Source organism: Saccharothrix mutabilis subsp. mutabilis (assembly GCF_039521145.1).
GTDB lineage: Bacteria > Actinomycetota > Actinomycetes > Mycobacteriales > Pseudonocardiaceae > Actinosynnema > Actinosynnema mutabilis.
Genome location: NZ_BAAABU010000041.1, coordinates 1 through 20,796 on the forward strand (window position 1 = coordinate 1; position 20,796 = coordinate 20,796).

Consider the following 20,796-nt stretch of genomic DNA (forward strand, 5'->3'; position numbering starts at 1 on the left):
AATCTGTGGTAGCCCTTCGGGCAGGTCATACGGTGGGGAACACGGAGGCCCCTTGTGGCTGGGAGCCCAGCCCGCCGCGCGGAGCGCGGCGAAGAACCGCCGCTGCGCGGCGGGACGCCGCGCTGCTGTGGGCCGCGTGTTCGTCGCTAGGCGACGGTGGTCAGGACCTTGTTGATCCTTGTCGCGATGCGGTCGTTGTCCGTTGGTGCGAGGCTGAGCCAGCCGTCTTCGTGGACCATCAGGTATCGGCCCTGGTTCGTGTCGAACCACGTGATCAGCGTGCCCGCCCGGGTCGGTCGGTAGCCGCCGCCCACGCTGACGCCGAACTGGCCGCCGGCCACCCGGTTCACCGCCAACTCGCCGACCAGGGCCGCGTCCTCGCGGGACAGACCCGCCTTCTGCAACGCGGCACGGTCGTCGAGTTCCTCGCCGCCCCACGGGTCGTCGTCTTCGTCGTCGCCGTCCTCCTGTTGGAGCGCGACGGCAGCGGTCAACGTCTCCAGGCGCAGGGACAGCGCGGTGCCGGGGCCTGCCGTTCCGTCGGGCAGGACTTCCACGATGGAACGGGCCAACGCGGTCGGGCGGATCTCCAGCAGGCCGACCTTGCCGCTGTCGATCACCGCCAGCACGGCCCGCGTGCCGTCGGACGCCGCCACCGCGCGCACCGGGCGTTCGATGTGGGCCACCGCGTCCACGGACAGGGTGTGCTCCGCCAGCAGGCGCAGCAGGTCGGTCAGCTTCGGGCTCGGCTCGCCGTACTCGGCCAGCACCTTCGCCTTCAGCTCCGCGCGCTCGGTCTCGGTCGCGCCGCCGCTCGGGACGTCCAGCGGGTAGGGCAGCCGGCCCAGGTCCAGGTCGTGCCAGAGCACGTCCAGCTGGACCGGCGTGAGCAGGAACTCCGGCTCGATCACGCCTCGCCGCCCTTCTTCTTCGGCTTCGCGCCGCCGATCACCGAGGGCGGCAGGTTCTCGCCGGGCACCTCGAAGATGTCCTCACCGCGCAGGTACGCGGCGGAGCGGTGTTCCTTGTCCTCGTCGCCCTGGCCGCCGGCGGGTGCGCCGCCCATCGGCGCGCCGCCCATCGGCATGCCGGACGCGGCACCCGCACCGGGGGCCATCGGGCCGAAACCGCCCGGCATGGGACCGCGCTGGCCGACGACACCGGTCGAGCCGCCTGCGGCCAGCTGTCCGCCGCCGCCGCCGGAGCCGGTCGGGCCGAAGCCGCCGCCGCCGCCACCGCCGAAGCCGCCACCGCCGCCGCCACCGGGGAAACCGCCGGGGAAGCCGCCGGGCATGCCGGGACGTGCGCCGGGGCCGGAGCCGGGGCCGCCGGGGCCGCTGCCGACGGGTGGGGTGCCGGGGGTGCCGGCCGGAACGTATGGCGGGTACTTGCCCGGCGCCTGCGGCACGACCGTCCCGGGGGGTGCGGGGCGGTACGGCGGTGGCTGCTGCTTGCCCCCGCTCGAACCGGGCGGGACGTACGACGGCGGCACGTACGACGGCGGGTTCTGGCCACCGCCGGACGACGGCGGCGTGTAAGTGGGCGGCGTGTACTTGTTCGCCACCGGGACCTGGGCCGCCGCCGCGGCGGCCGTCGTGCCCTCGGGGCGGTGGGACGCGGCCGGGGCCAGGGGAGTGCCGGCAGCACCGCCGTAAGACCCGGCGCTGACACCCGAAGACGTGACCGCCGGCGTGTACGCGGGCGCGGCCGGAGCCGCCATCGCCGACGCGGCCACCGTGGTCCCGGCCGCGGCGCCGCCGCTGGGCGCCATCGCGGGTTGGGCGTCGCCCAACGTGGGCGCGCCGGCCGTCGCCATCATCATCGCCGGCGGCTCCTCGACCCGCCCGGTCACCGGGTTGTACGGCGGGGTGAACCTCGGCGTGGTCTGGTCGACCGCGCGCGACTCGTTCTCCATGGTCGTCATCACGGTCACGGCGTGCTCGTGCAGCGCGCGGGCCTGGTCGTTGGCCGCCTGCACGTCCGCCGCTGAGGTCACCAGGCCCTGGATGCCGCCCTGGGTGAACGTGCCGGTCGCCTGGTCCCAGGAGAAGTTCACCGGTTCGGGCATCGACGCCCGCGCGTTCTCCATGATCACGCTCTGGTCCTGCACGCGCTTGCCGACCTCGACGGCCGTGGCGGCGGTCTGCGTGACCCACTCGGCGAGCTTCTTCACCGCGGCCCGCGCGCCGTCGGCGGCCTCGCCCGTCCAGCCGGACTCGGAGGCGGCGACGCGCTCGTTGATCACCCGCGCGGACTCGGTCAGCTCGGTGCCGAACTGGCCCCACTCCGCGCCGATCTCGCCGGTCTGGCCGGGGTCGTTGTTGTTGTGCACCGCGTCGTAGAGCTCGCGGTGGGACCGGGACGCCCAGTTCTGGGCGTCGGTGAGCACCAGGTCGATCTCCTGCTGGTCGGCCATGGTCGTCCCCCTCACTCGCCGCTCAGGCGGGTCAGCTCGGAGCCGTGCTCGTCGTCGACCGCCTGGAAGTTGCGGATCGCGCTGCGCACGGAGTCGTGGGTCTGCTGGAGCACTTCGCGGTAGGCCGTCATCACCGACACGAACGACATCGGGTCGCCCTCGGCGCGGGCCTCGAACTTCGCGGCCATCCGGTCGCCGACGGGGTTCGCGCCCAGCGGCGCGGGGCGGGCCAGGCGGCCGGCGCGCTCCAGCCACGAGTCGACCTGGTCGATCTGCTCGACCAGCATCCTGCGCAGTTCCTCACCGGTCGCCGGGTCGAGCGTCACCCGTCCGGAGTTCACCGACTCCGACAGCGCGAGGACGTTGGTCCCCACGGACGGTTGGGGGGCCTCTTCCGGATTCCCTGGCTCGGCGATGTACATGGTGGAGTCCCTCGCGAAGGCAGCCTGCTGGACGCAACCCAGGCTCCCCGCGCGCGCCAACGCGGGCCCAACGTCGCGCCAATGCGGGCTTCCGGAGGGTGCCCGCCACTGTGGGAAACTCTTCGATTACGGGGTGCCAATGCTGAAAGGTCTTCAGGATGCGGGTGAACCTGCTCGGGCCGGTTGAGCTGGTTTCCGCTGGTGGTGAACCCGTCCGGCTCGGCGCGGCCAAGCGCCGGACCGTCCTGGCCGCGTTGGCGTTGGAGCTCAACCGGGTCGTCTCCGGTGACCGCCTGCTGTCGCTGGTGTGGGACGGCTCACCGCCGCCGCAGGCCAAAGCCGCCCTTCAGGGACATATCGCCCAGCTCCGGAAGGTCCTGTCCGACGGCGTGGCGCTTCTCACGCGTGCGCCCGGCTACGTCCTGACCGGCGAGCGCGGCGCGGTGGACGTGTTCCGCTTCGAGGACCTGGTGGCGTCGGCGCGCGACGCCGCGGACGAGGCCGCCGTCGCCCAGTTGGCGGAGGCGTTGGCGCTGTGGCGTGGGCCGGTGCTCGCCGACGTGCCCGGCGACCGGGTGCGCGAGGCGGTGTCGGCGCGGCTGGAGGAGCTGCGGCTGGTGGCCGTGGAGGAGCTGGCGACCCGGCTGTTCCGGCTGCACCGCGCGGCGGACGCGGTCGGCGAGCTGCGCGACGCCGTGGCCGCGCACCCGTTGCGCGAACCGCTGGTGGCGCGGCTCGTGCTCGCCCTGCACTGGACCGGGCGGCAGGCCGAGGCGCTGGAGGTGTTCCACCGCACGCGCGAGCGGCTGGCCGAGGAGCTGGGCGTGGACCCCGGCCCGGAGCTGCGCGACGCGTACCAGACCGTGCTGGCCGGGGACACCGCGCCCAAACGGGTGGAACGCGGACCCGCGCCCGCCCAGCTGCCCCGCGAGCACCGCGGGTTCGTCGGCCGCGAGCCGGAGCTGGCCGACCTCGCCGACCGGCTGGGCGGCGACTCGGCGATCGGGCTGCTGGTCGGCCCGGCCGGGGTGGGCAAGACGGCGCTCGCGCTGCGCTGGGCGCACCGCGTGGCGGCGGACTTCCCCGACGGGCAGCTGTTCGTGAACCTGCGCGGGTTCGACGAGACCGAGCCGCTGGACCCGCGCACCGCGCTCATCGGGTTCCTGCGGGCGCTGGGCCTGGCCGACTCGCAGATCGCCGTGGACCTGGAGGACCAGGCCGCGCAGTACCGGTCGCTGCTGGCCGGGCGGCGCGTGCTGGTGTTCCTGGACAACGCCCGCTCCGCCGAGCAGGTCCGGCCGCTGCTGCCCGGTTCGGCGGGCTGCCAGGTGTTGGTGACGAGCAGGCACCGGCTCGACGACCTGGTGGTCACCGAGGGCGCGTCGGCGCTGCACGTGCAGACGTTGCCGGAGAACAACGCCGAGGACCTGCTGGCGGCGGCGCTGGGCCGGCCGCGCATCGAGCAGGAGCCCGAGGCCGTCGCCGAACTGGTCGAGCTGTGCGACCGGCTGCCGCTGGCGCTGCGCATCGCGGGCGCCCGCCTGGCGTCCAGACCCCGGTGGACCGTCCAGTCCCTGGTCGACGAGCTGCGCGACGAGCAGCACCGGCTGGCCGCGCTCGAACTGCCCGAGGCCGGGCGCGGGGTGCAGGCCGCGCTGGCGGTGAGCTACCGGGAACTGCCCGAGGGCGCGGCGAGGTTGTTGCGCCGCTTGGGCTTGCACCCCGGCACCGACCTCGACAGCTACGCCGCCGCCGCGCTGCTGGACATCAACGTGGTCAGCGCCCGCACCCACCTGCGCACCCTCGCCTACGCCAACCTGCTGCACGAGTCGACGCCCGACCGGTACTCGCGGCACGACCTGGTGCGGCTGTTCACCCACCACCTGGCCGTCGGCGAGTCCGATGTGGACGACGCGACGAACCGGTTGCTGGACTACTACCTCTACGTCGCCGACGCGGCGCGCACCCACCTGTCCGACCACGTCCGCCCGTTCAGCCCGCCCGAGCACAAGCCCGCGAGCCACCCGCAGCTGTCCTCGCACGCGGCGGCGCTGGACTGGTTCACCCTGGAGGAGGCCAACCTCGGCCTCGCCCTGGACGCGGCGCTGGTCGGCGGTCACCTGGAACGCGCCTGGCAGCTCGCGCTGTGCCTGGACGCGTTCCACTTCCGGCGCGGCAACCGGGTGGACCGGTTGGCGTTGTGCCGCATCGGTTCCGAGGCCGCGCGGGCGTTGGGCGACGCGCACGCGGAGGCCACCTTCCTGCTGCGCCTGGGTTCCACGCTGGCCGACCTGGGCCGCCTGGAGGAGGCGGTCGGGGCGTGCACGCGGGCCGCGGACCTCGCCCGCGGCGACCGCGACCTGGAACTGGCGGCCCTGGCGAACCTGGGCTACTGCCTGATGGCCGACGACCAGCTCGACCGGGCGCAGGAGACGATCCTGGGGGCGCTGGAGGTCGCGCGCGAGGTCGGCGACACCCGGTCACAGGCCAGCGTGCAGAACAACCTGGCGAACGTGTTGCTGCGCAAGCACCTCCCGGAGGAGGCCCTGCGCCACGCCACCGAGGCCCTGAGCCTGTTCGACCCGGCCGCGCCGTCCAAGGCCCACACCGCGACCCTGCACACCGTGGGCGCCGCGTCCCAGCAACTGGGTCGGCTGGACGAAGCCCTGGAGCACTACCGCGAAGGCCTGGCGCTGGCCGAACGGCTGGGCGACCGGTACCAGGAAGCGTTGTGCCACCGGGCCATCGGCGACGTGCTGGAGCAGTCGGTCGGCCAGGACGCGGCGACCCCCCACTGGCTGACCGCGCTGCGGCTCTACCGCGACCTGCGCGTGGAGGACGCCGACGACCTGGCGGCGAAGCTCGACCCCAGCGTGACGGCGGTCTGACGAGCCGCCGTCGGCGGTCGATCAGCCGAACATGCCGGGCCGGTAGGCGCCGGCGGGCTGGCGGACCAGCACGTTGACCCGGTTGAAGGCGTTGATGACGGCGATCGACGCCACCAGCGCGGCCAGCTGGTCCTCGTCGTAGTGCTTGGCGGCGTTCTCCCACACCTCGTCCGACACGCCACCGGCGGCGTCGGCGATGCGCGTGCCCTCCTCGGCCAGCTCCAGCGCGGCGCGCTCGGCCTCGGTGAACACGGTCGCCTCCCGCCAGGCGGCCACCATGTTGAGCTTCTCAGGCTCTTCGCCGGCCGCGACGGCGTCCTTGTAGTGCATGTCGGTGCAGAACCCGCAGCCGTTGATCTGGCTGGCGCGCAACAACACCAGGAACCCGGTCGTCTCGGGCACCCCCGAGGCCTCGACCGACTTGCCCGCGGCGACGAGGTGCTTGAGGAACTTGGCGGTGGTCTTGTTGGCGAACAGGTCGATGCGCGGTTCCATCTTCGTCGTGCTCCTTCGTCGTTCGTGCGTTTCCAAGGAGGTGACGGAGCCGGCGGCGGCGGTGTGACAACCTGTCGTTGTGGCGTGGGCCACCCTGCCGGGGAAGGGGATCGTTCGGGGATGAGCTACTACACCGGGTCGACGGGCGAGATCAGCGCGCTGTGGCGGCCGGTCGCGGACGTGGAGGCGATCGACCGGCCGAAGTCGCAGGCGCGGCTCGTCGCGCCGGGGAGCGTGACGCAGGGCCAGTTCGGGTTGTTCGAGTGGAACATGAAGCCGCGGTCGGGCGGGCCGGGCGCGCACTTCCACCGGACGTTCTCGGAGTCGTTCTACGTGATCTCGGGGACCGTGCGGCTGTTCAACGGCGAGAAGTGGGTGGACGCCACGGCCGGGGACTTCCTCTACGTGCCCGAGGGCGGGGTCCACGCGTTCCGCAACGACGGCGACGAGGCGGCGTCGATGCTGATCCTGTTCGCGCCGGGCGCGCCGCGGGAGGCGTACTTCCGGGAGCTGGCGGAGATCGGCGACTCGGGGCGGCAGTTGTCGGCGGAGGAGTGGACCGAGCTTTACGCCCGCCACGACCAGTTCATGGTCGACCGAGGCTGATCACCCACGACGGGAAACGCTTTCGCGCCGCGGGTAACGCTTTCGCGTCGCCGTTGTCGCGGGGATCACCGGTGCCGGTTCACCCGGTGAACCGGCACACCCCGCGAGTCGTTCCCGTGGCGCGGCGCACGTGGGGGAAAGCGTGCGGCGCGTATTCCGGGATCGCACGTCGGGGGAGCGTGCGACCCCCGGAACGGGTGACTCGCGGGGTGTTTCCGGGCCGCCGGCCGGGTGGTGGGGGGATACCGTCCGGCCGACGGCGGCCGGTCTGCGCGGGCGCTCCTGCGACGCCTCGGGGAGAGGGCCTGCCGGCGCCCGAGGGGGTGTTGGCGCTGGTGGTGTCCTGACGTCCGGGCGGCATCCGCGAGCCGACCAAAACTAGAACGAGCCAGGTCCGGAAGGTGTTCCCCGGGTGTCCAGGGTCACCCCTGCTCGCGCAGCGCGGACATGGTCGACTCGGCGGCGGCCAGCTTGTCGTGGGCCTTGGCGGCCTTGCGACGTGCTCGTTCGACCTGCGTGGCGGCCTCGTGGGCGGCCTGTTGCGCACGCCGCAGCTCCGCCTTCAGCTCCTCCGCCCGCTCCTCCCGCGCGGTCAGCTCGGCCTCCGCCCCGGCCAGCGCCTTGTCGGCGTCCCGGGCGCCCTTCTTCGCGGCGGTGATGTCCTCGCGGGCCTTGGCCAGCTCGCGCTCGCGCTTCTTCTCCCGCCTGGGGGCGAGGTCGTCGCGGGAGGTGGGCGCGCGGGGCGCGGGCGTCGGGACGGCGGTCTCGGACAGGGGGCCGAAACCGGACTGCTCGACCGGCTTCACCAGCCGCCCCGCGCGGATGCGGGCCGCCAGGACCGCGTCGGCCAGCGCGGACGTCAGCGTGGTGCGCACCTGCTGCACGGCGTCGGGCCCCAACGGCGTCCCGGCGTCCCGCGCCAGGTCCTCGGTGAGCCGCACCAGGGCCCCGACGACCACCCGCCGCTTCGCGCCCAGCTCCCGCAGCACGCCGCCCTTCAGGCCCTCCTGGGCCGCCCGCAGCTGCTCGCCCAGCTCGACCGCCTGCGCGTACTCGGAGGCGTGCAGCCGGGCCAGCTGGTTGAGCGCCCACGCCGACAGGGTCGGCTTGCGCAGCGCGGAGACCTGCCTCGCCAGGGCCTTGTCCCCGCGGTCCAGGGCGCGCCGGGCGGCGTCGTCCCGGGCCGCGACGAAGCCGGCCGGCGGCAGGGCGTACAGCTCGTCGGCTATCCGGTCGATGGGCGTCGCGTCCACGATGTCCACCAGTGTGCTCGCCATCGCGTTGATGTGCGATTTGTTACCGGTCCACGACGGTGTCGGCTGATTCACCGTTGACACTGGTTGACATTCGGTCCGGTCGGCTCTTGACTGGAGGCACCACACCGGTTTCGCACTGGTGTGGCACTTCTCGCGCGTTCGCGCAATACCCCGTTCAGTCCAATGTGGACTTCTTCTTTGCGCTGTTCGCACTATTGTCCGGCGGGACCCGGAAGGATGTGCTTGCGCCAATCTTTCCCCACGAAGGGTTTGCGCCGTGATCAACTCAGGAAGTCGGTGGAGACACCGCACCAGTGCGGCCTTGCTGGCCGCCGTGCTGGGCACGACTGGGTTCGGCTTCGCCGCCGCTCCGGCCGTCGCGCAGGAGGCGCCGAACGCGCCCGCGCCCGCCGACAAGCAGCTCGACAAGCAGGACCGGGAACGCCTCGCCCAGGCCGAAGCCAACGGCCAGGAGAACGTCACCCTGCTGGTCGCCGCCGAAGAGGGCAAGTTGGACTCCGCGGCCAACGACCTCAAGGCTCTCGGTGGTGTGGTCGAGTCCACCGAGCGCGACGTCGAGTACCTGAAGGTCTCCGTCCCGCGCGACAACGCCGAGAAGGCCGCGAAGCTGGCCTCGGTCAACGCCGTGGACGTCGACGGCCTGGTGGCGCTGGACAACCCGCGCCCCGAGGGCATCGCGAACCCGTTGCCGCAGAAGGCGCCGGACGCGAGCACGCCCAAGAAGAACCCGTACATGCCGATCCAGGACACCAAGGCGGCGCAGTTCACCGACGAGAAGCCCGAATGGGACGGTCGGGGCACCACCATCGCCATCCTGGACAGCGGCATCGACGTGGACCACCCGGCGCTGGCCACCACGTCGACCGGCGAGCGCAAGATCGTCGACTGGTACAACGCCAACGCCACCAACTCCGGTGACGGCACCTGGGTCAAGGTCGCGGGCCGCTACAACGGCTCCTTCACCCCCGTGGCCGGCGGCGCGACCTACAAGGCGCCGGCGACCGGCGGCCCGTTCAGCTTCGGCCTCTTCTCCGAGACCGCGGGCGACCTGGGCCTGGCCAACAGCGAGACCGGCGGCGACATCAACCGCGACGGCGACCGCACGGACTCCTTCGGCGTCCTCCAGGACGTCACCACCAAGGAAGTCCGCGTGGACGTGGACGGTGACGGCGACTTCACCGAGCACGGCGCGATGATCGACTACAAGTACAAGAAGGACGTCGGCCACTTCGGCGCGGACAACCCGGCCACGCCGGTGCTGGACACCGTCGCCTTCGTGGTCCAGACGGACCGCTCGATCTACGACAACGCCGGCCAGGCGTACGTCAACCTCGGCATCTCCGCCGCCGCGCACGGCACGCACGTCGCGGGCATCACCGCCGCGCACGAGATGTTCGGCGGCCGGATGGACGGCGCGGCGCCCGGCGCCAAGCTGATGGCCGTCAAGGTCTGCCTGTCCACCCCGTCGTGCACCTCCTCCGGCCTGATCGACGGCGTCCTGTACGCGGCCCGCAACGGCGCCGACGTCATGAACATCTCGATCGGCGGCCTGCCGGCGCTCAACGACGGCAACAACGCCCGTGCGGAGCTCTACAACCGCACGATCGCCGAGTACAACGTCCAGATCTTCATCTCGGCCGGCAACAGCGGCGCGGGCGCGAACACCGTCGGCGACCCGTCGGTGGCCACCGACGCGATCTCCGTCGGCTCCTACATCACCAGCGCCACCTGGCTGTCCAACTACGGCTCGGTCACCGCGCAGCGCGAGAGCCTGCACGGCTTCTCCTCCCGCGGCCCGCGCGAGGACGGCGGCTTCAAGCCGAACATCGTCGCGCCCGGCTCGGCGATCTCGACCACGCCGCAGTGGCAGAACCCGGGCCCGGTGGCGGGCACCTACGCCCTCCCGGCCGGCTACGCCATGTTCAACGGCACCTCCATGGCCGCCCCGCAGGCGACCGGCGCCGCCGCGCTGCTCGTCGGCGCGTACAAGGACGAGCACGACGGCCAGCGTCCCCCGGTGAAGGAACTGCGCGACGCCATCCACTCGGGCGCCAAGTGGGTCACCACCCTCAAGGCCTACGAGCAGGGCGCGGGCCTGTTCGACACCAAGAAGGCGTGGGCGCAGCTCGCCGCGCACCCGAACACCCAGAACGTCACCACCTCGGTGACGGTCAACACCGCGCTGTCCGCGCTGCTGAACCCGGCCAACACCGGCGTCGGCATCCACGACCGCGAGGGCGTGCAGATCGGCAAGGAGTACACCCGCACCTACACCCTGACCCGCACCACGGGCCCGAACACCAACCAGGTGTTCTCCGTGCGCTGGCAGGGCAACGACGGCACGTTCTCCTCGAAGTCGTCGGTCAGCCTGCCGCTGAACACGCCGGTCAAGCTCGACGTCAAGGTCAAGCCGACCACCGCGGGCGTGCACTCGGCCGTGCTGAAGCTGGACAACCCCGGCACCGTCGGCATCGACACGATGACCCTGAACACGGTGTTCGCGGCCGACCAGTTCACCGCGGACAACAAGTACTCGGTGACCAAGACCGGCTCCATCGCCCGCAACCAGACGCACAGCTACTGGGTGAACGTCCCGGCGGGCACCAGCGCGCTGAAGGTCGACATGGTCGGCGGCGGCGCCGAGGCCGGCAAGGGCCAGGTCCGCTTCCTGCGCTACGACCCGTACGGCGTGCCGAACGACACCACGTCGTCCACCAACTGCTACAACCCCGACGCGGGAGCGGGCTGCGCCGGCGGCTCCCCGACGAGCCGCACGGTCAGCAACCCGATCCCGGGCGTCTGGGAGCTGGTGGTCGAGGCGCGCCGCACCTCCGACGCCGACACCGCGCCGTACACGCTGACCGCGTCCGTGCTGGGCACCTCGGTCTCGCCGAACCCCGACACCATCGCCTCGGCGACCCCGGGCGTCGGCATCGACCGCTCCTGGACGGTGACCAACACCCTGGCCGCGTTCAACGGCAAGCTCGTCGGCGGCGCGTTCGGCAGCGCCAAGGTCGACCGCCCGACGATCGCCCACACCGCCCGTCAGACCTACGACGTGATCGTGCCCGCCGGCGCCACGTCGCTGCGGGCGACCATCGGCAAGCCGGGCGACATCGCCGCCGACCTCGACCTGTTCGTCTACAACTGCACCTCCGGCACCTGCGTCATCGCCGGCCAGCAGGCGGACGGCGACTCGGAGGAGTCGGTGACGATCAACAACCCCGCCGCGGGTCGTTGGCAGGTCGCGGTGGACGGCTACGACGTGCCGGCCGGCACGACGGAGTACGACTACATCGACGTCTACGCCGCCCCGGGCCTGGGCACCATCACGACCGACGACGCCAACGCCGACCGCACCGCCGGTGCGACCTGGAACGTGGCCGGTGTCGTGACGGCGCAGGCCGCCGCCGGCGCGGGTCGCGTCCTGCGCGGCGAACTGACCGTGCAGACCGCCGAGGGCGCCGTGGTGGGCCGCGGCGCGGTGATCGTGCAGAACGTGGCCTGATCACCTCCGCAAGACCAGCGAGGGCCGTCCCGGGCGCAACCCGGGGCGGCCCTCGCCGTTCTGTGCCGGGTGGTGGTGGTCGCGACGGACCCGGGCTGGTGTTCGGGTGGGTGGCCGGGCGCGAGTGGTGGGTCGAGCCGGCTAGGGGGTCGGGTCGATGTTGCTCAGCGGCTCGTCCACGTCGACCTGGCGCACGCCGTCGGTCGTCACCACGCGCTCGACGTCCGCGATGGGCACCGACACCCGGATGTAGCCGATCGACGTGTCGGTGGCCTCCACCGTGGCCCCCAGGCCGCGCAGGGCCGCCGCGGTGCCCTCGGTCCTGCTCGCCTCCGTGGAGATCACCAGCACCACGGTCGGCACCCCGGACCGCTGCGCCCGCGCCAGGACCTCCTTGCCGTGCGGGCTGAGCTTCGCGGGCATCGAGACCTCCGAAGTCGTCGTGACGGTCGTGGCCGCCGTCGGCGTCGTGGCGGCCGTGGGCGTCGTGGCCGCCGTGGGAGCCGCCGCCGTGCCGGCGTCCCGCGCGGGCGCGCCGCACGCCACCAGGGCGAAGCCCAGGGCAACGACCACGATCCGTCTCATGGAACCTCCCGGAGTCATCCTGGCACCAGGACGGACCAACCGGACCGAACGGTTGCGTCACATCCCGCAGCCCACGGCTCGCGGCTCACGGCTCAGCCCGCAGCCCACGGCTCACAGCCACACGGCTCACGGTTGCTCACGGCCCGTCGTTCGCCGAGCGCCCGTCCGGCCCGCTGAACGCCTGCACGCGCTCCTGCCCGTCCTCGCTCTCCCCGAACACCCGGTTGTCCGACCCGGACGCCTCGCGCCGCGCCACGGCCTGCGCCCGCGGCAGCTCGCGCACCCGCATCTGCGGCAGCGCGGCGGGCTGGTGCGACCGCAGCCACGCCACCAGGTGCTCGCGCACCTCGCACCGCAGGTCCCACAGCCGCCCGGCGTCGGTCGCGCTGACCAATGCACGCACCCGCACCAACGCGCCCACCGCGCCGGTCACCTGGAGCACGCACACCCGCCCGTCCCACAGGTCGTCGGACTCCAGGAACTTGCGCAGCTCCTGCCGCATGTCCTCCACCGGCACGGTCCAGTCGACGTCCAGCTCCACCGTGCCCAGCAGCGCGGACTGGGTGCGGGTCCAGTTCTCGAACGGGGTCTTCAGGAAGTATGCGGTGGGCAGGATCAGCCGCCGGTCGTCCCACAGGTGCACGACCACGTAGGTGAGCGTGATGTCCTCGATCCGCCCCCACTGGTCCTCAACGACCACCACGTCGTCCAGCCGCAGGGCGTCGCTGAACGCGATCTGCACGCCGGCGAACACGTTGCCCAGCAGGGACTGCGCCGCCAGCGCGGCGATCGCGCCGATCACACCGGCCGACGCCAGCAGGCTCGTGCCCGCCGCCCGCGCACCGGGGAACGTCATCAGCACCGACGCGAACGCCAGCACGCCGACCACGACCACGGTCACCCGCCGCACCAACGTGATCTGCGTGTGCACGCGGCGCGCGTGCCGGTTGTCCGACACGTCCACGCGGATGCGGGCGAGCGTCGCGTCCTCGGCCACCACCAGCAGCGCCGCCAGCAGCCACGCGCCCGCGATGATCAGCGCTATCCCGACCACGTGCAGCGCGACCGGCCGCCAGTCGCCCCGCCCGACCACGCCGATCGAGAACTGCACCGCGACCAGCACGGCGACGGCGAGCGCGGGCCGGTGGGCGTGCCGGGCGAGGCCCGCGAAGAGCGCGGACCGCCGACCGATCCGCCGGACCACCCGGTGCACCGCGGTGACCACGGCCAGCGCCACCAGGACGGAACCGGCGAACGTGAGCACGGCGACGAGCACGGAGGGCACCTCCTGGGGTTCGGGGACATCCTCCGACCCGTACCCATGTCGCCCGTCACCCATTCACCGCAGCGACCCACCTCACGCCGGGCTCAGGCGCGGGGCAGGAAGTGCGCCATCCGGCTCACGAACGCGACCAGGCGCTCGGGCGGGAACCGCTCCGGGTCGGTGATCGCCAGCCGCCCGGCCATCTCGCCCAGCGCCAGCATCGCGTGGCCCAGCAGTTCGGCGTCCAGGTCCGGCCCGCCCATCGCCTTCAGGCCGAGGTCGGCCAGCGCGTTGACCTGCTCGGTGACCTGCGCCCGCACCCGTTCCACCTGCTGCCGGAACTCGACGGGCGTCCCCTCCGGCGGCAGCAGCACGAGCCGCCAGCGGTCCGGGCTCTCGACCACCGCGTTGACGAAAGCGCGCACGGTGTCCGTGTAGAGGTCCTCGGGCGGGCGCTCGTCCAACCCCTCCGGGATCGCCTCCAGCACCTGGGCGGTCGCGCGCGCGGACTCGCGTTCCAGCAAGGCCGAGATCACTTCGGCGCGGTTGGCGAAGATCTCGTACACGACCGGCTTGGTCACTCCGCACCGCCGCGCCACCGCCTCCATGGTCAGCGCGTCGAACCCGCCCGCCGCGATCAGCGCCAGCGCCCCGTCCAGCACCTGGTCGCGCCGCTGCGCCGCGGGGAGGCGGGGGGCGTACTTCCGGCGCGTTGTGCTCACCCGCCCATATTGCTACGGTGGCGTAGCTTTCACAAAGCTACGCTGGCGTAGCAATGGCGCGGGAGGTCGTGATGGAGCCCGACAACCTCGTGTTGCAGCCCCGGGACGTGCACTTCGACTGGTCGGACCTCCCGATGCACTGGGTGCCCGACGAGCCGACCACGACCCACGTCATCAACGTCCTGCACCTGCTGCTGCCCGAGGGCGAGCGCTGGTTCGTCCGCACCTTCCAGCAAGCCGTCCCGCTGATCACCGACGACGACCTGCGCGCCGACGTGCTGGGCTTCATCGGCCAGGAGGCCGTGCACGCCGAGGCGCACAGCGAGGTGCTGGACCACCTGCTCGCCAACGGCCTCGACCCCCGCCCGTTCACCCGGCACATGGAGGTCGTCTTCCGGCGCGTCCTCGGCGACCGCGAAGGCGTCACCGAGCGGCAACGCCGGGAACAGCTGATCGAGCGCATCGCCCTGGTCGCGGCCATCGAGCACTTCACCGCGTTCCTCGGCGACTGGATGCTCAACGCCACCGCCCTCGACCGCGCCGGCATCGACCCGACCATGCTCGACCTGCTGCGCTGGCACGCCGCCGAGGAGGTCGAGCACCGCAGCGTCGCCTTCGACCTGATGCGCCACCTCGACCGCCGCGAGTTCCGCAGGATCCGCACGATGCTCATCGCCGGGCCGGTGCTGTGGCTGCTGTGGGTGCGCGGCGCGAGGTTCCTGATGGACCACGACCCGCTGCGCCCCGGCGGGCTCACCCTGCGCGAGTTCCGCCGCGCCGGCCGCCGCGGCCTGCTGCCCACCGGCGGGGCGCTGTTCCGGGCGTTCCTGCGTTACTTCCACCCGCGCTACCACCCGAAGCAGGAGGGTTCGACCAGCCAGGCCGTGGCGTACCTGGCGTCCTCGCCGGCCGCGCGGGCGGCCCACTGATGGACGCTTTCGTGCGTGGGCTGGAGAAGTTCACCGACGGCTACCTGAAGTCCCTGCGCTACCTGGGTTCCGCTCGTCCCCGGCGGGGCGCCGGCCGACCGTTGCGGCTGACCGTCGCGGACCGCCGCGAGGAGGCCGAGGGCGTGGTGGGCCTGCGGCTGACCGGCCCGGACCTGCCCGCGTGGCAACCCGGCTGCCACCTCGACCTGCACCTGGCCTCGGGCCTGCGCCGCCAGTACTCGCTGTGCGGCGACCCGCGCGACCGGTCGTCCTACCGGATCGCGGTGCGCCGCGTCGGCGCGGGCTCCGCCGAGGTGCACGCGCTGCGCGAGGGCGACGAGGTGCTGGTGCGGGGGCCGCGCAACGCGTTCCCGTTCGTCGCCGAGGGGCCGATGCTGTTCCTGGCGGGCGGCATCGGCATCACGCCGATCCTGCCGATGGTCCGCGAGGCCGTCCGCGCCGGCGTGGACCACACCTTCGTCTACCTGGGCCGGTCCAGGCGGTCGATGCCGTTCCTGGGCGAACTCCCCGACAGCGCCGAGGTCCGCCCGGACGACGAGTTCGGCGTGCCGGACCTGGCCGGGATCGTCGGCGCGTTCCCCGCCGACGGGTCGGTCTACTGCTGCGGCCCGACGCCCGTGCTCGACGCGGTCCGCCACGCCTTCGCGTCCCGCCGCCTGCACTTCGAACGGTTCGCACCACCACCCATTGTGGACGGACGGCCGTTCGAGATGGTGTTGCGGCGCAGCGGGATCACTGTTGACGTCCCCGCCGACCGCTCGGCGCTGGACGTGCTGAAAGACCTGCGCCCGACCGTGCCCTACTCGTGCCGCCAGGGGTTCTGCGGCACGTGCGAGGTGGACGGCGTCCGGATCTGCGTCGCCCGCCCCGCCGGCGACCGGCTCGTCCTCGACCTCTGAAGATGCCTGGAGGAACCGTGTTCGTGCAATCCGAAGGCGTGCGGCTGTCCGTGCAGGAGCGCGGCGACCGCTCCGCCCCCACCGTCGTCCTGGTGCACGGCTACCCCGACACCCACCGCGTGTGGGACGGCGTCGCCGCGATCCTCGCCGAGGAGTACCACGTCGTCACCTACGACGTGCGCGGCGCGGGCGCGTCCGGCAAGCCCCGCGACCTGGCCGGGTACCGGCTGCCGGTGCTGGCCCGCGACCTGTTCGCGGTCGTCGACGCGGTCAGCCCGGACCGGCCGGTGCACGTCGTCGCGCACGACTGGGGTTCCATCCAAGCGTGGGAGGCGGTGACCACGCCCGGCGCGCGGATCGCCTCCTTCACGTCGATCTCCGGTCCGTGCCTGGACCACGTCGGGCACTGGATGCGCCGGCGGCCGACGGTCAAGCACGTCAAGCAGTGGCTGCACTCCTGGTACATCCTCGCGTTCCACCTGCCGTTCCTCGCGCCGTTCGCGTGGCGCCGGGTGATCGGGCCGCGCTGGGGCGCGCTGCTGCGCCGCACGGAAGGCGTCCAGGCGCACGTCCCGGACACGATCGTGGCGGACGGCGTCAACGGGATCTCGTTGTACCGCGCCAACTTCATCCCCCGGCTGCGCGCGCCCCGCGCCCGCCGCACGGACGTCCCGGTGCAGATCGTCCAGCCCCTCAAGGACAACTACGTCACCGACGGCGTCCTGGACGCGGCGACCCCGTGGGTGCCGAACCTGCGCCGCCGCGTCCTCGACGCCGGCCACTGGGCGCCGGTCACGCACGCCAAGGTCATCGCGCTGCTCGTGGCCAACCACGTCACCGCGCACACCCCGTCGGGTGCGACTCCCGCAACGCCTCCCGCGCCCGGCTCCGCGCCAGGTTCCACGACCGCCAGTCGTCCCCGCTGACGTACCGGTACTGGAGGACGCACTGCCGCATCGGCTCGGGGAGCGTGGCCAGCACCGGGACGGCGTCGACGGACAACCGCCGCAGGTAGTCCAGGTCGATCTTGCCGGTCGCCTCCCACCGGGCGACGTTGCGCTGCGCGGTGAACCGGTCCGGGTTGAGCACCGCGAGCCCGACCAGCCCGAGGAACCCGCTGACCAGGACGGCCCGCGGCAGCCACCCGCCGCGCATCCGCACGCCCGCGACCAGCACCATCAGGTACACCAGCGCGAGCCACAGCTCGCACGCCGACACCAGCACGCGCAGCGTGGTGAACCCGTACGCCTGCTGGTAGATCCACATGCGGGCCAGCGCCGACGCCACGATCACCAGCGTGAGCACGGTCAGCGCGCCGAGCAGGCCGCGCAGCCACGTCCGGTCGGCGGAGTCCGCGACCCGGGCGGCCACGGCGATGACCACGAGCGTCAGCACCGCGACCGCGAGCAGTTGCCAGAACCCGCGGCGCGCGTACTCGGCGTAGGTCACGCCGGCCGTGCGCACCACGTAGTCGTCCCCGCCGAACAACGTCGTGACCTGCACCCCGACGAACGCCGTGAACAACGCCACCAGCGCCCCGACCGGCATCGCCCACTCGCGCAGCGCCACGGTCCGCCGCTCCCCGGGCACGTGCTCCGGCTCCGGCGACCCCGCCAGCCGGCACGCCCCCACGACGCCCAACCCGACCGCGAGGAACACGACGATCCACTGCCCGTCCACCTCGGGCACGGACTCGCCGAGCAGCTCGGCGAACGCCGCGTCCGCCCCGGCCAGCAGCGGCACGAACACCGCCAGCACCGCCGCGGTGAGCACGATCGGCCGCGCCATCCGCGTGGACCCGGACGCCTTCACCCCGCGCGCCAGCCACGGCAGCGCCGGCGGGATCGCCACCAGCACCGCGGTGGACCCGAGCAGCAGCCCCCTCGCCGTCCGCCCGCCGACCACGGCCAGCGACCCGGCGGCGCACCCCGCCACCACGCACAGGGTGAACACGTCCGCGTCGGCGACCAGCGCGCCGGTGGCGAACAGGAGCAGGCTCAGCGCGGTCCAGCCCGGTCTGACCTTGCGGACCAGGGCGAACACGACCGCGGCGGTGAGCAGCCAGCCGAGACCGGGTTCCTCCAGCGGCAGGAGGACGGCGGCGCAGGCCCCGCCGAGAAGACCGGTGAGCAGCACGCGGTTCGGTGACATCAAGACCTTCCGAAAACGTTTGCGGCGCTGGAAAAGGGCGCGCCTGATCGGGCGTGGTCGGAGTCCGACACACGCCTGTGGTGGGATTGACCGTTAAGCGGTCGCGGCCGTGCGGGTCATGGGCAGGGTGGCGCGGATGCGGCAGCCGGGGCCGTCGACCACGGCGATCGTGCCGCCGTGCAGGTCGACGATCCAGCGGGCGATGTTGAGGCCGAGCCCCGTGCCGCCCCCGCCGGCCCGCTCGCCGCGGGTGAAGCGCTCGAAGACCCGTTCCCGGTCCTCCGGGGCGATGCCGGGGCCGTCGTCGGAGACCTCCAGCACCAGGTCGCGGGCCACCCAGGTGGCCGTCACGCGGACCTCGCCGCCGGCGGGGCCGTGCCGGGCGGCGTTGTCGAGGAGGTTGACCAGGACCTGGTGGACGCGGGCGCGGTCGGCGACCACGGTCGCGGTGGGCGGGCGGACGTCCACCACGAACGTCGTGGCGGGGGACGCCACCGACGCCTCCGCCACCACGTCGGACAGCAGCGGCGCCACCGGGAACTCGGCGAGGGTCAGGCGGTGCGCGCCGGCGTCGATGCGGGACAGGTCGAGCAGCTCGGTCACCAGGCGGCCCAGGCGCTCGGTCTGGGCCAGGGCGGTGCGCATGGTGCGGGCGTCCGGGGCGGCCACGCCGTCCACCACGTTCTCCAGGACGTTCTGGAGGGCGGTGATCGGGGTGCGCAGCTCGTGGGAGACGTTGGCGATCAGCTCGCGGCGCTGCCGGTCGGCCGCCGCCAGGTCCGCCGCCATCTGGTTGAACGCGCTGGCCAGCTCGCCCACCTCGTCCCGAGCGGTGGCGCGGACCCGCTTGCTGTAGTCGCCGCGCCGCATCGCGCGGGCCGCCGCGGTCATCTCGCGCAGCGGGCGGGTCATGCCGTGGGCGAGCACCTGGGAGGTCACCAGGGCGATGACCAGCGCGCCCGTGGTCGTGCTGTACGGGAGCCAGCCGATGCGGTACCAGAAGAACGAGAACCCGGCCGCGCCCGACGAGACCAGCAGGATGCCCAGCTTGAGCTTGATCGAGCGGACCGGGTCCAGGGGTCTGGGCAGGAAGTCGACGAACGCGTCGAAGGCCGTGCGGAGCTTCACCGCGGCGCCTCCAGGGCGTAGCCGACGCCGTGGACGGTGCGGATCAGGTCCGTGCCGAGCTTGCGGCGCAGGGCTTTGATGTGGCTGTCCACGGTCCGGGTGCCGGTGACGGCGTCCTGCCACCCCCACACCTCGGTGAGCAGCCGTTCCCGCGACTGCACGGCCCGCGGGCGCTCGGCGAGGTGGACGAGCAGCTCGAACTCGGTGGGCGTGAGGTGCGCCTCGGCCCCACCCCGCACCACCCGCCGCTCGGCCAGGTCGATCTCCAGGTCGGCCACGGTGATCCGGGTGGACACGGGAGCGGACGACCGCTCCACCCGCCGCAACAGCGCGTGCACCCGGGCCGCGAGCTCCCGGATGGAGAACGGCTTGGTGAGGTAGTCGTCCGCGCCGACCGCGAGCCCCACGAGCAGGTCGGTCTCGTCACCGCGAGCGGTCAGCATGAGCACCGGAACGGGCCGCTCGGCCTGGATGCGCCGACACACCTCCAGCCCGTCGAACCCGGGCAACATGACGTCCAGCACCACGAGATCGGCGTCAGCGGCCTTGCGCACCCCGGTGGGGCCGTCATGCGCCAACTCCACCTCGAACCCCTCCGCCCGCAGCCGCGCGGCCACGGAGGAGGCGATCGTCAGGTCGTCCTCGACCACCAGAACCCGGCGTGTCATGGCACCGACTGTAGGTGTCGGTGGTGGAGGCCTTCGGTGAGACTTGTGAACGTCGTGTGGAGGAACCGGCCCCCGGCACCCCTGGCACCTTCGGTACCCCTCGCACCCCTCACACCCTCGGCACCTTTGGCACACCCGGCACCCTGGCACGGCGCAGCGGCACGCTTTTCGCCGCGCGCCGGCGCTTCGCCGCGCAGCGGCGGCTGGGCTCCCAGCCACAGAGGGTCTTCGTGTTCCCCACCGTATGACCTGCCCGAAGGGCTACCACAGATTTCCCCGGGTGACGCCGAAAGTTTTGCGAGGAACGAGCAAAAGTTTTAGCGGCACCCGGGGAAATCTGTGGTCGGCTCCGCCAGGTCATGCGGTGGGGAACACGCAGGCCCTTCCCCCCACTGGAGGCCTCCCGGCCGCTTTTGCTTTTGAGCTTTTGATCTTGAGAGCGCGCCAGCGCGTGGCTTGTGAGCGCGAAGCGCGTTCTTTGAAAAGCTTGAAAGATTAAAAGAGCCTCGCCGGCGGGCAGGCCGCCAAAGATGACACAAAAGCAAAAGAAAGAGCGGGGGCTTCTTGCTTGTGCCATCTCCGTATGGCCTGGCGGAGCCAACCACACTTTTGGCCGGGTGCCGCTAAATTTTTTGCTCGTTCCTCACAAAAAATTCGGCTGCACCCGGCCAAAAGTGCGGTATGAGGGGCTGTAAGGTTTTCGGACAGGCGTCTTTTTGTTGTTTTAGGCTGCGCTGTTTGTCGTGAACCACTCGGACTCTACCTCGTTCGGTGTGCGGTAGGCAATTCCGGAGTGGAGTCGGATCTGGTTGTAGCG

The 20,796-nt window shown here is 72.5% G+C and carries 17 protein-coding genes; 6 read left to right on the forward strand and 11 right to left on the reverse strand.

Annotated features, from left to right (window positions below; genetic code table 11):
• Window positions 1-146: 146 nt before the first annotated feature.
• The 3 genes from ABD126_RS38250 to ABD126_RS38260 are packed head-to-tail and all read right to left on the reverse strand — an operon-like array spanning window position 147 to window position 2,790.
• Window positions 147-911 carry an ESX secretion-associated protein EspG gene (locus tag ABD126_RS38250; RefSeq protein ID WP_343940517.1) on the reverse strand — a complete coding sequence of 255 codons (765 nt, stop codon included), beginning with the start codon at window positions 909-911 and terminating at the stop codon, window positions 147-149.
• The gene (locus tag ABD126_RS38255; RefSeq protein WP_343940519.1) at window positions 908-2,416 is read right to left on the reverse strand and encodes a PPE domain-containing protein; all 1,509 of its coding nucleotides are present in this window, start codon (window positions 2,414-2,416) and stop codon (window positions 908-910) included. Before ABD126_RS38255 ends, ABD126_RS38250 begins: the two co-directional genes overlap by 4 nt.
• Window positions 2,417-2,427: 11 nt before the next feature.
• Window positions 2,428-2,790: a hypothetical protein gene (locus tag ABD126_RS38260; protein WP_343940521.1), complete on the reverse strand. Its 363-nt coding sequence runs from the start codon at window positions 2,788-2,790 to the stop codon at window positions 2,428-2,430.
• A gap of 206 nt (window positions 2,791-2,996) precedes the next feature.
• Between ABD126_RS38260 and ABD126_RS38265 the strand changes: the two genes are divergently transcribed.
• On the forward strand, window positions 2,997-5,726 hold the full coding sequence (locus ABD126_RS38265) for an AfsR/SARP family transcriptional regulator (RefSeq protein ID WP_343940523.1): 2,730 nt from the start codon (window positions 2,997-2,999) through the stop codon (window positions 5,724-5,726).
• Window positions 5,727-5,747: 21 nt separating this feature from the next.
• On the opposite strand, the gene ABD126_RS38270 is transcribed toward ABD126_RS38265, so the two are convergent.
• A complete protein-coding gene (locus tag ABD126_RS38270; protein WP_343940525.1) occupies window positions 5,748-6,221 on the reverse strand; it encodes a carboxymuconolactone decarboxylase family protein in 474 nt (157 codons plus the stop codon).
• Between the two features lie 120 nt (window positions 6,222-6,341).
• Here ABD126_RS38270 and ABD126_RS38275 point away from each other — a divergent pair, with 120 nt between their 5' ends.
• The gene (locus tag ABD126_RS38275) at window positions 6,342-6,827 is read left to right on the forward strand and encodes a cupin domain-containing protein (protein ID WP_343940527.1); all 486 of its coding nucleotides are present in this window, start codon (window positions 6,342-6,344) and stop codon (window positions 6,825-6,827) included.
• Window positions 6,828-7,249: 422 nt separating this feature from the next.
• On the opposite strand, the gene ABD126_RS38280 is transcribed toward ABD126_RS38275, so the two are convergent.
• Window positions 7,250-8,104 carry a hypothetical protein gene (locus tag ABD126_RS38280; protein ID WP_343940529.1) on the reverse strand — a complete coding sequence of 285 codons (855 nt, stop codon included), beginning with the start codon at window positions 8,102-8,104 and terminating at the stop codon, window positions 7,250-7,252.
• 256 nt (window positions 8,105-8,360) lie between these two features.
• Here ABD126_RS38280 and ABD126_RS38285 point away from each other — a divergent pair, with 256 nt between their 5' ends.
• On the forward strand, window positions 8,361-11,612 hold the full coding sequence (locus ABD126_RS38285; protein WP_425542970.1) for a S8 family serine peptidase: 3,252 nt from the start codon (window positions 8,361-8,363) through the stop codon (window positions 11,610-11,612).
• A 141-nt stretch (window positions 11,613-11,753) separates the two neighbouring features.
• Here the strand turns inward: ABD126_RS38285 and ABD126_RS38290 are convergent, their stop codons facing one another.
• From ABD126_RS38290 to ABD126_RS38300, 3 genes are all read right to left on the reverse strand, one after another.
• Window positions 11,754-12,197, reverse strand: coding sequence for a hypothetical protein (locus ABD126_RS38290; protein WP_343940533.1), 444 nt, complete (start codon window positions 12,195-12,197; stop codon window positions 11,754-11,756).
• A 136-nt stretch (window positions 12,198-12,333) separates the two neighbouring features.
• On the reverse strand, window positions 12,334-13,473 hold the full coding sequence (locus tag ABD126_RS38295; RefSeq protein ID WP_343940535.1) for a mechanosensitive ion channel family protein: 1,140 nt from the start codon (window positions 13,471-13,473) through the stop codon (window positions 12,334-12,336).
• A gap of 92 nt (window positions 13,474-13,565) precedes the next feature.
• Window positions 13,566-14,183: a TetR/AcrR family transcriptional regulator gene (locus ABD126_RS38300; protein ID WP_343940537.1), complete on the reverse strand. Its 618-nt coding sequence runs from the start codon at window positions 14,181-14,183 to the stop codon at window positions 13,566-13,568.
• Between the two features lie 71 nt (window positions 14,184-14,254).
• Here ABD126_RS38300 and ABD126_RS38305 point away from each other — a divergent pair, with 71 nt between their 5' ends.
• Genes ABD126_RS38305 through ABD126_RS38315 form a run of 3 tightly spaced genes read left to right on the forward strand, consistent with a single transcriptional unit; the run spans window position 14,255 to window position 16,958 of the window.
• Complete coding sequence (locus ABD126_RS38305) at window positions 14,255-15,112, forward strand: metal-dependent hydrolase (protein WP_343940539.1); 858 nt, start codon at window positions 14,255-14,257, stop codon at window positions 15,110-15,112.
• A complete protein-coding gene (locus tag ABD126_RS38310) occupies window positions 15,112-16,032 on the forward strand; it encodes a PDR/VanB family oxidoreductase (protein ID WP_343940541.1) in 921 nt (306 codons plus the stop codon). The genes ABD126_RS38305 and ABD126_RS38310 overlap by 1 nt, the downstream gene beginning before the upstream one ends.
• Before the next feature lie 17 nt (window positions 16,033-16,049).
• Window positions 16,050-16,958 (forward strand): alpha/beta fold hydrolase, encoded by a 909-nt coding sequence (locus ABD126_RS38315; protein ID WP_343940543.1) that lies wholly within the window; start codon window positions 16,050-16,052, stop codon window positions 16,956-16,958.
• Here the strand turns inward: ABD126_RS38315 and ABD126_RS38320 are convergent.
• From ABD126_RS38320 to ABD126_RS38330, 3 genes are all read right to left on the reverse strand, one after another.
• The gene (locus ABD126_RS38320; protein ID WP_343940545.1) at window positions 16,867-18,183 is read right to left on the reverse strand and encodes a DUF4153 domain-containing protein; all 1,317 of its coding nucleotides are present in this window, start codon (window positions 18,181-18,183) and stop codon (window positions 16,867-16,869) included. The genes ABD126_RS38315 and ABD126_RS38320 overlap by 92 nt on opposite strands.
• Window positions 18,184-18,276: 93 nt before the next feature.
• Entirely contained in the window at window positions 18,277-19,311 is a 1,035-nt protein-coding gene (locus tag ABD126_RS38325) for a HAMP domain-containing sensor histidine kinase (protein WP_343940547.1), read from the reverse strand.
• The gene (locus ABD126_RS38330; protein WP_343940549.1) at window positions 19,308-19,979 is read right to left on the reverse strand and encodes a response regulator transcription factor; all 672 of its coding nucleotides are present in this window, start codon (window positions 19,977-19,979) and stop codon (window positions 19,308-19,310) included. The genes ABD126_RS38325 and ABD126_RS38330 overlap by 4 nt, the downstream gene beginning before the upstream one ends.
• Between the last annotated feature and the right edge of the window lie 817 nt (window positions 19,980-20,796).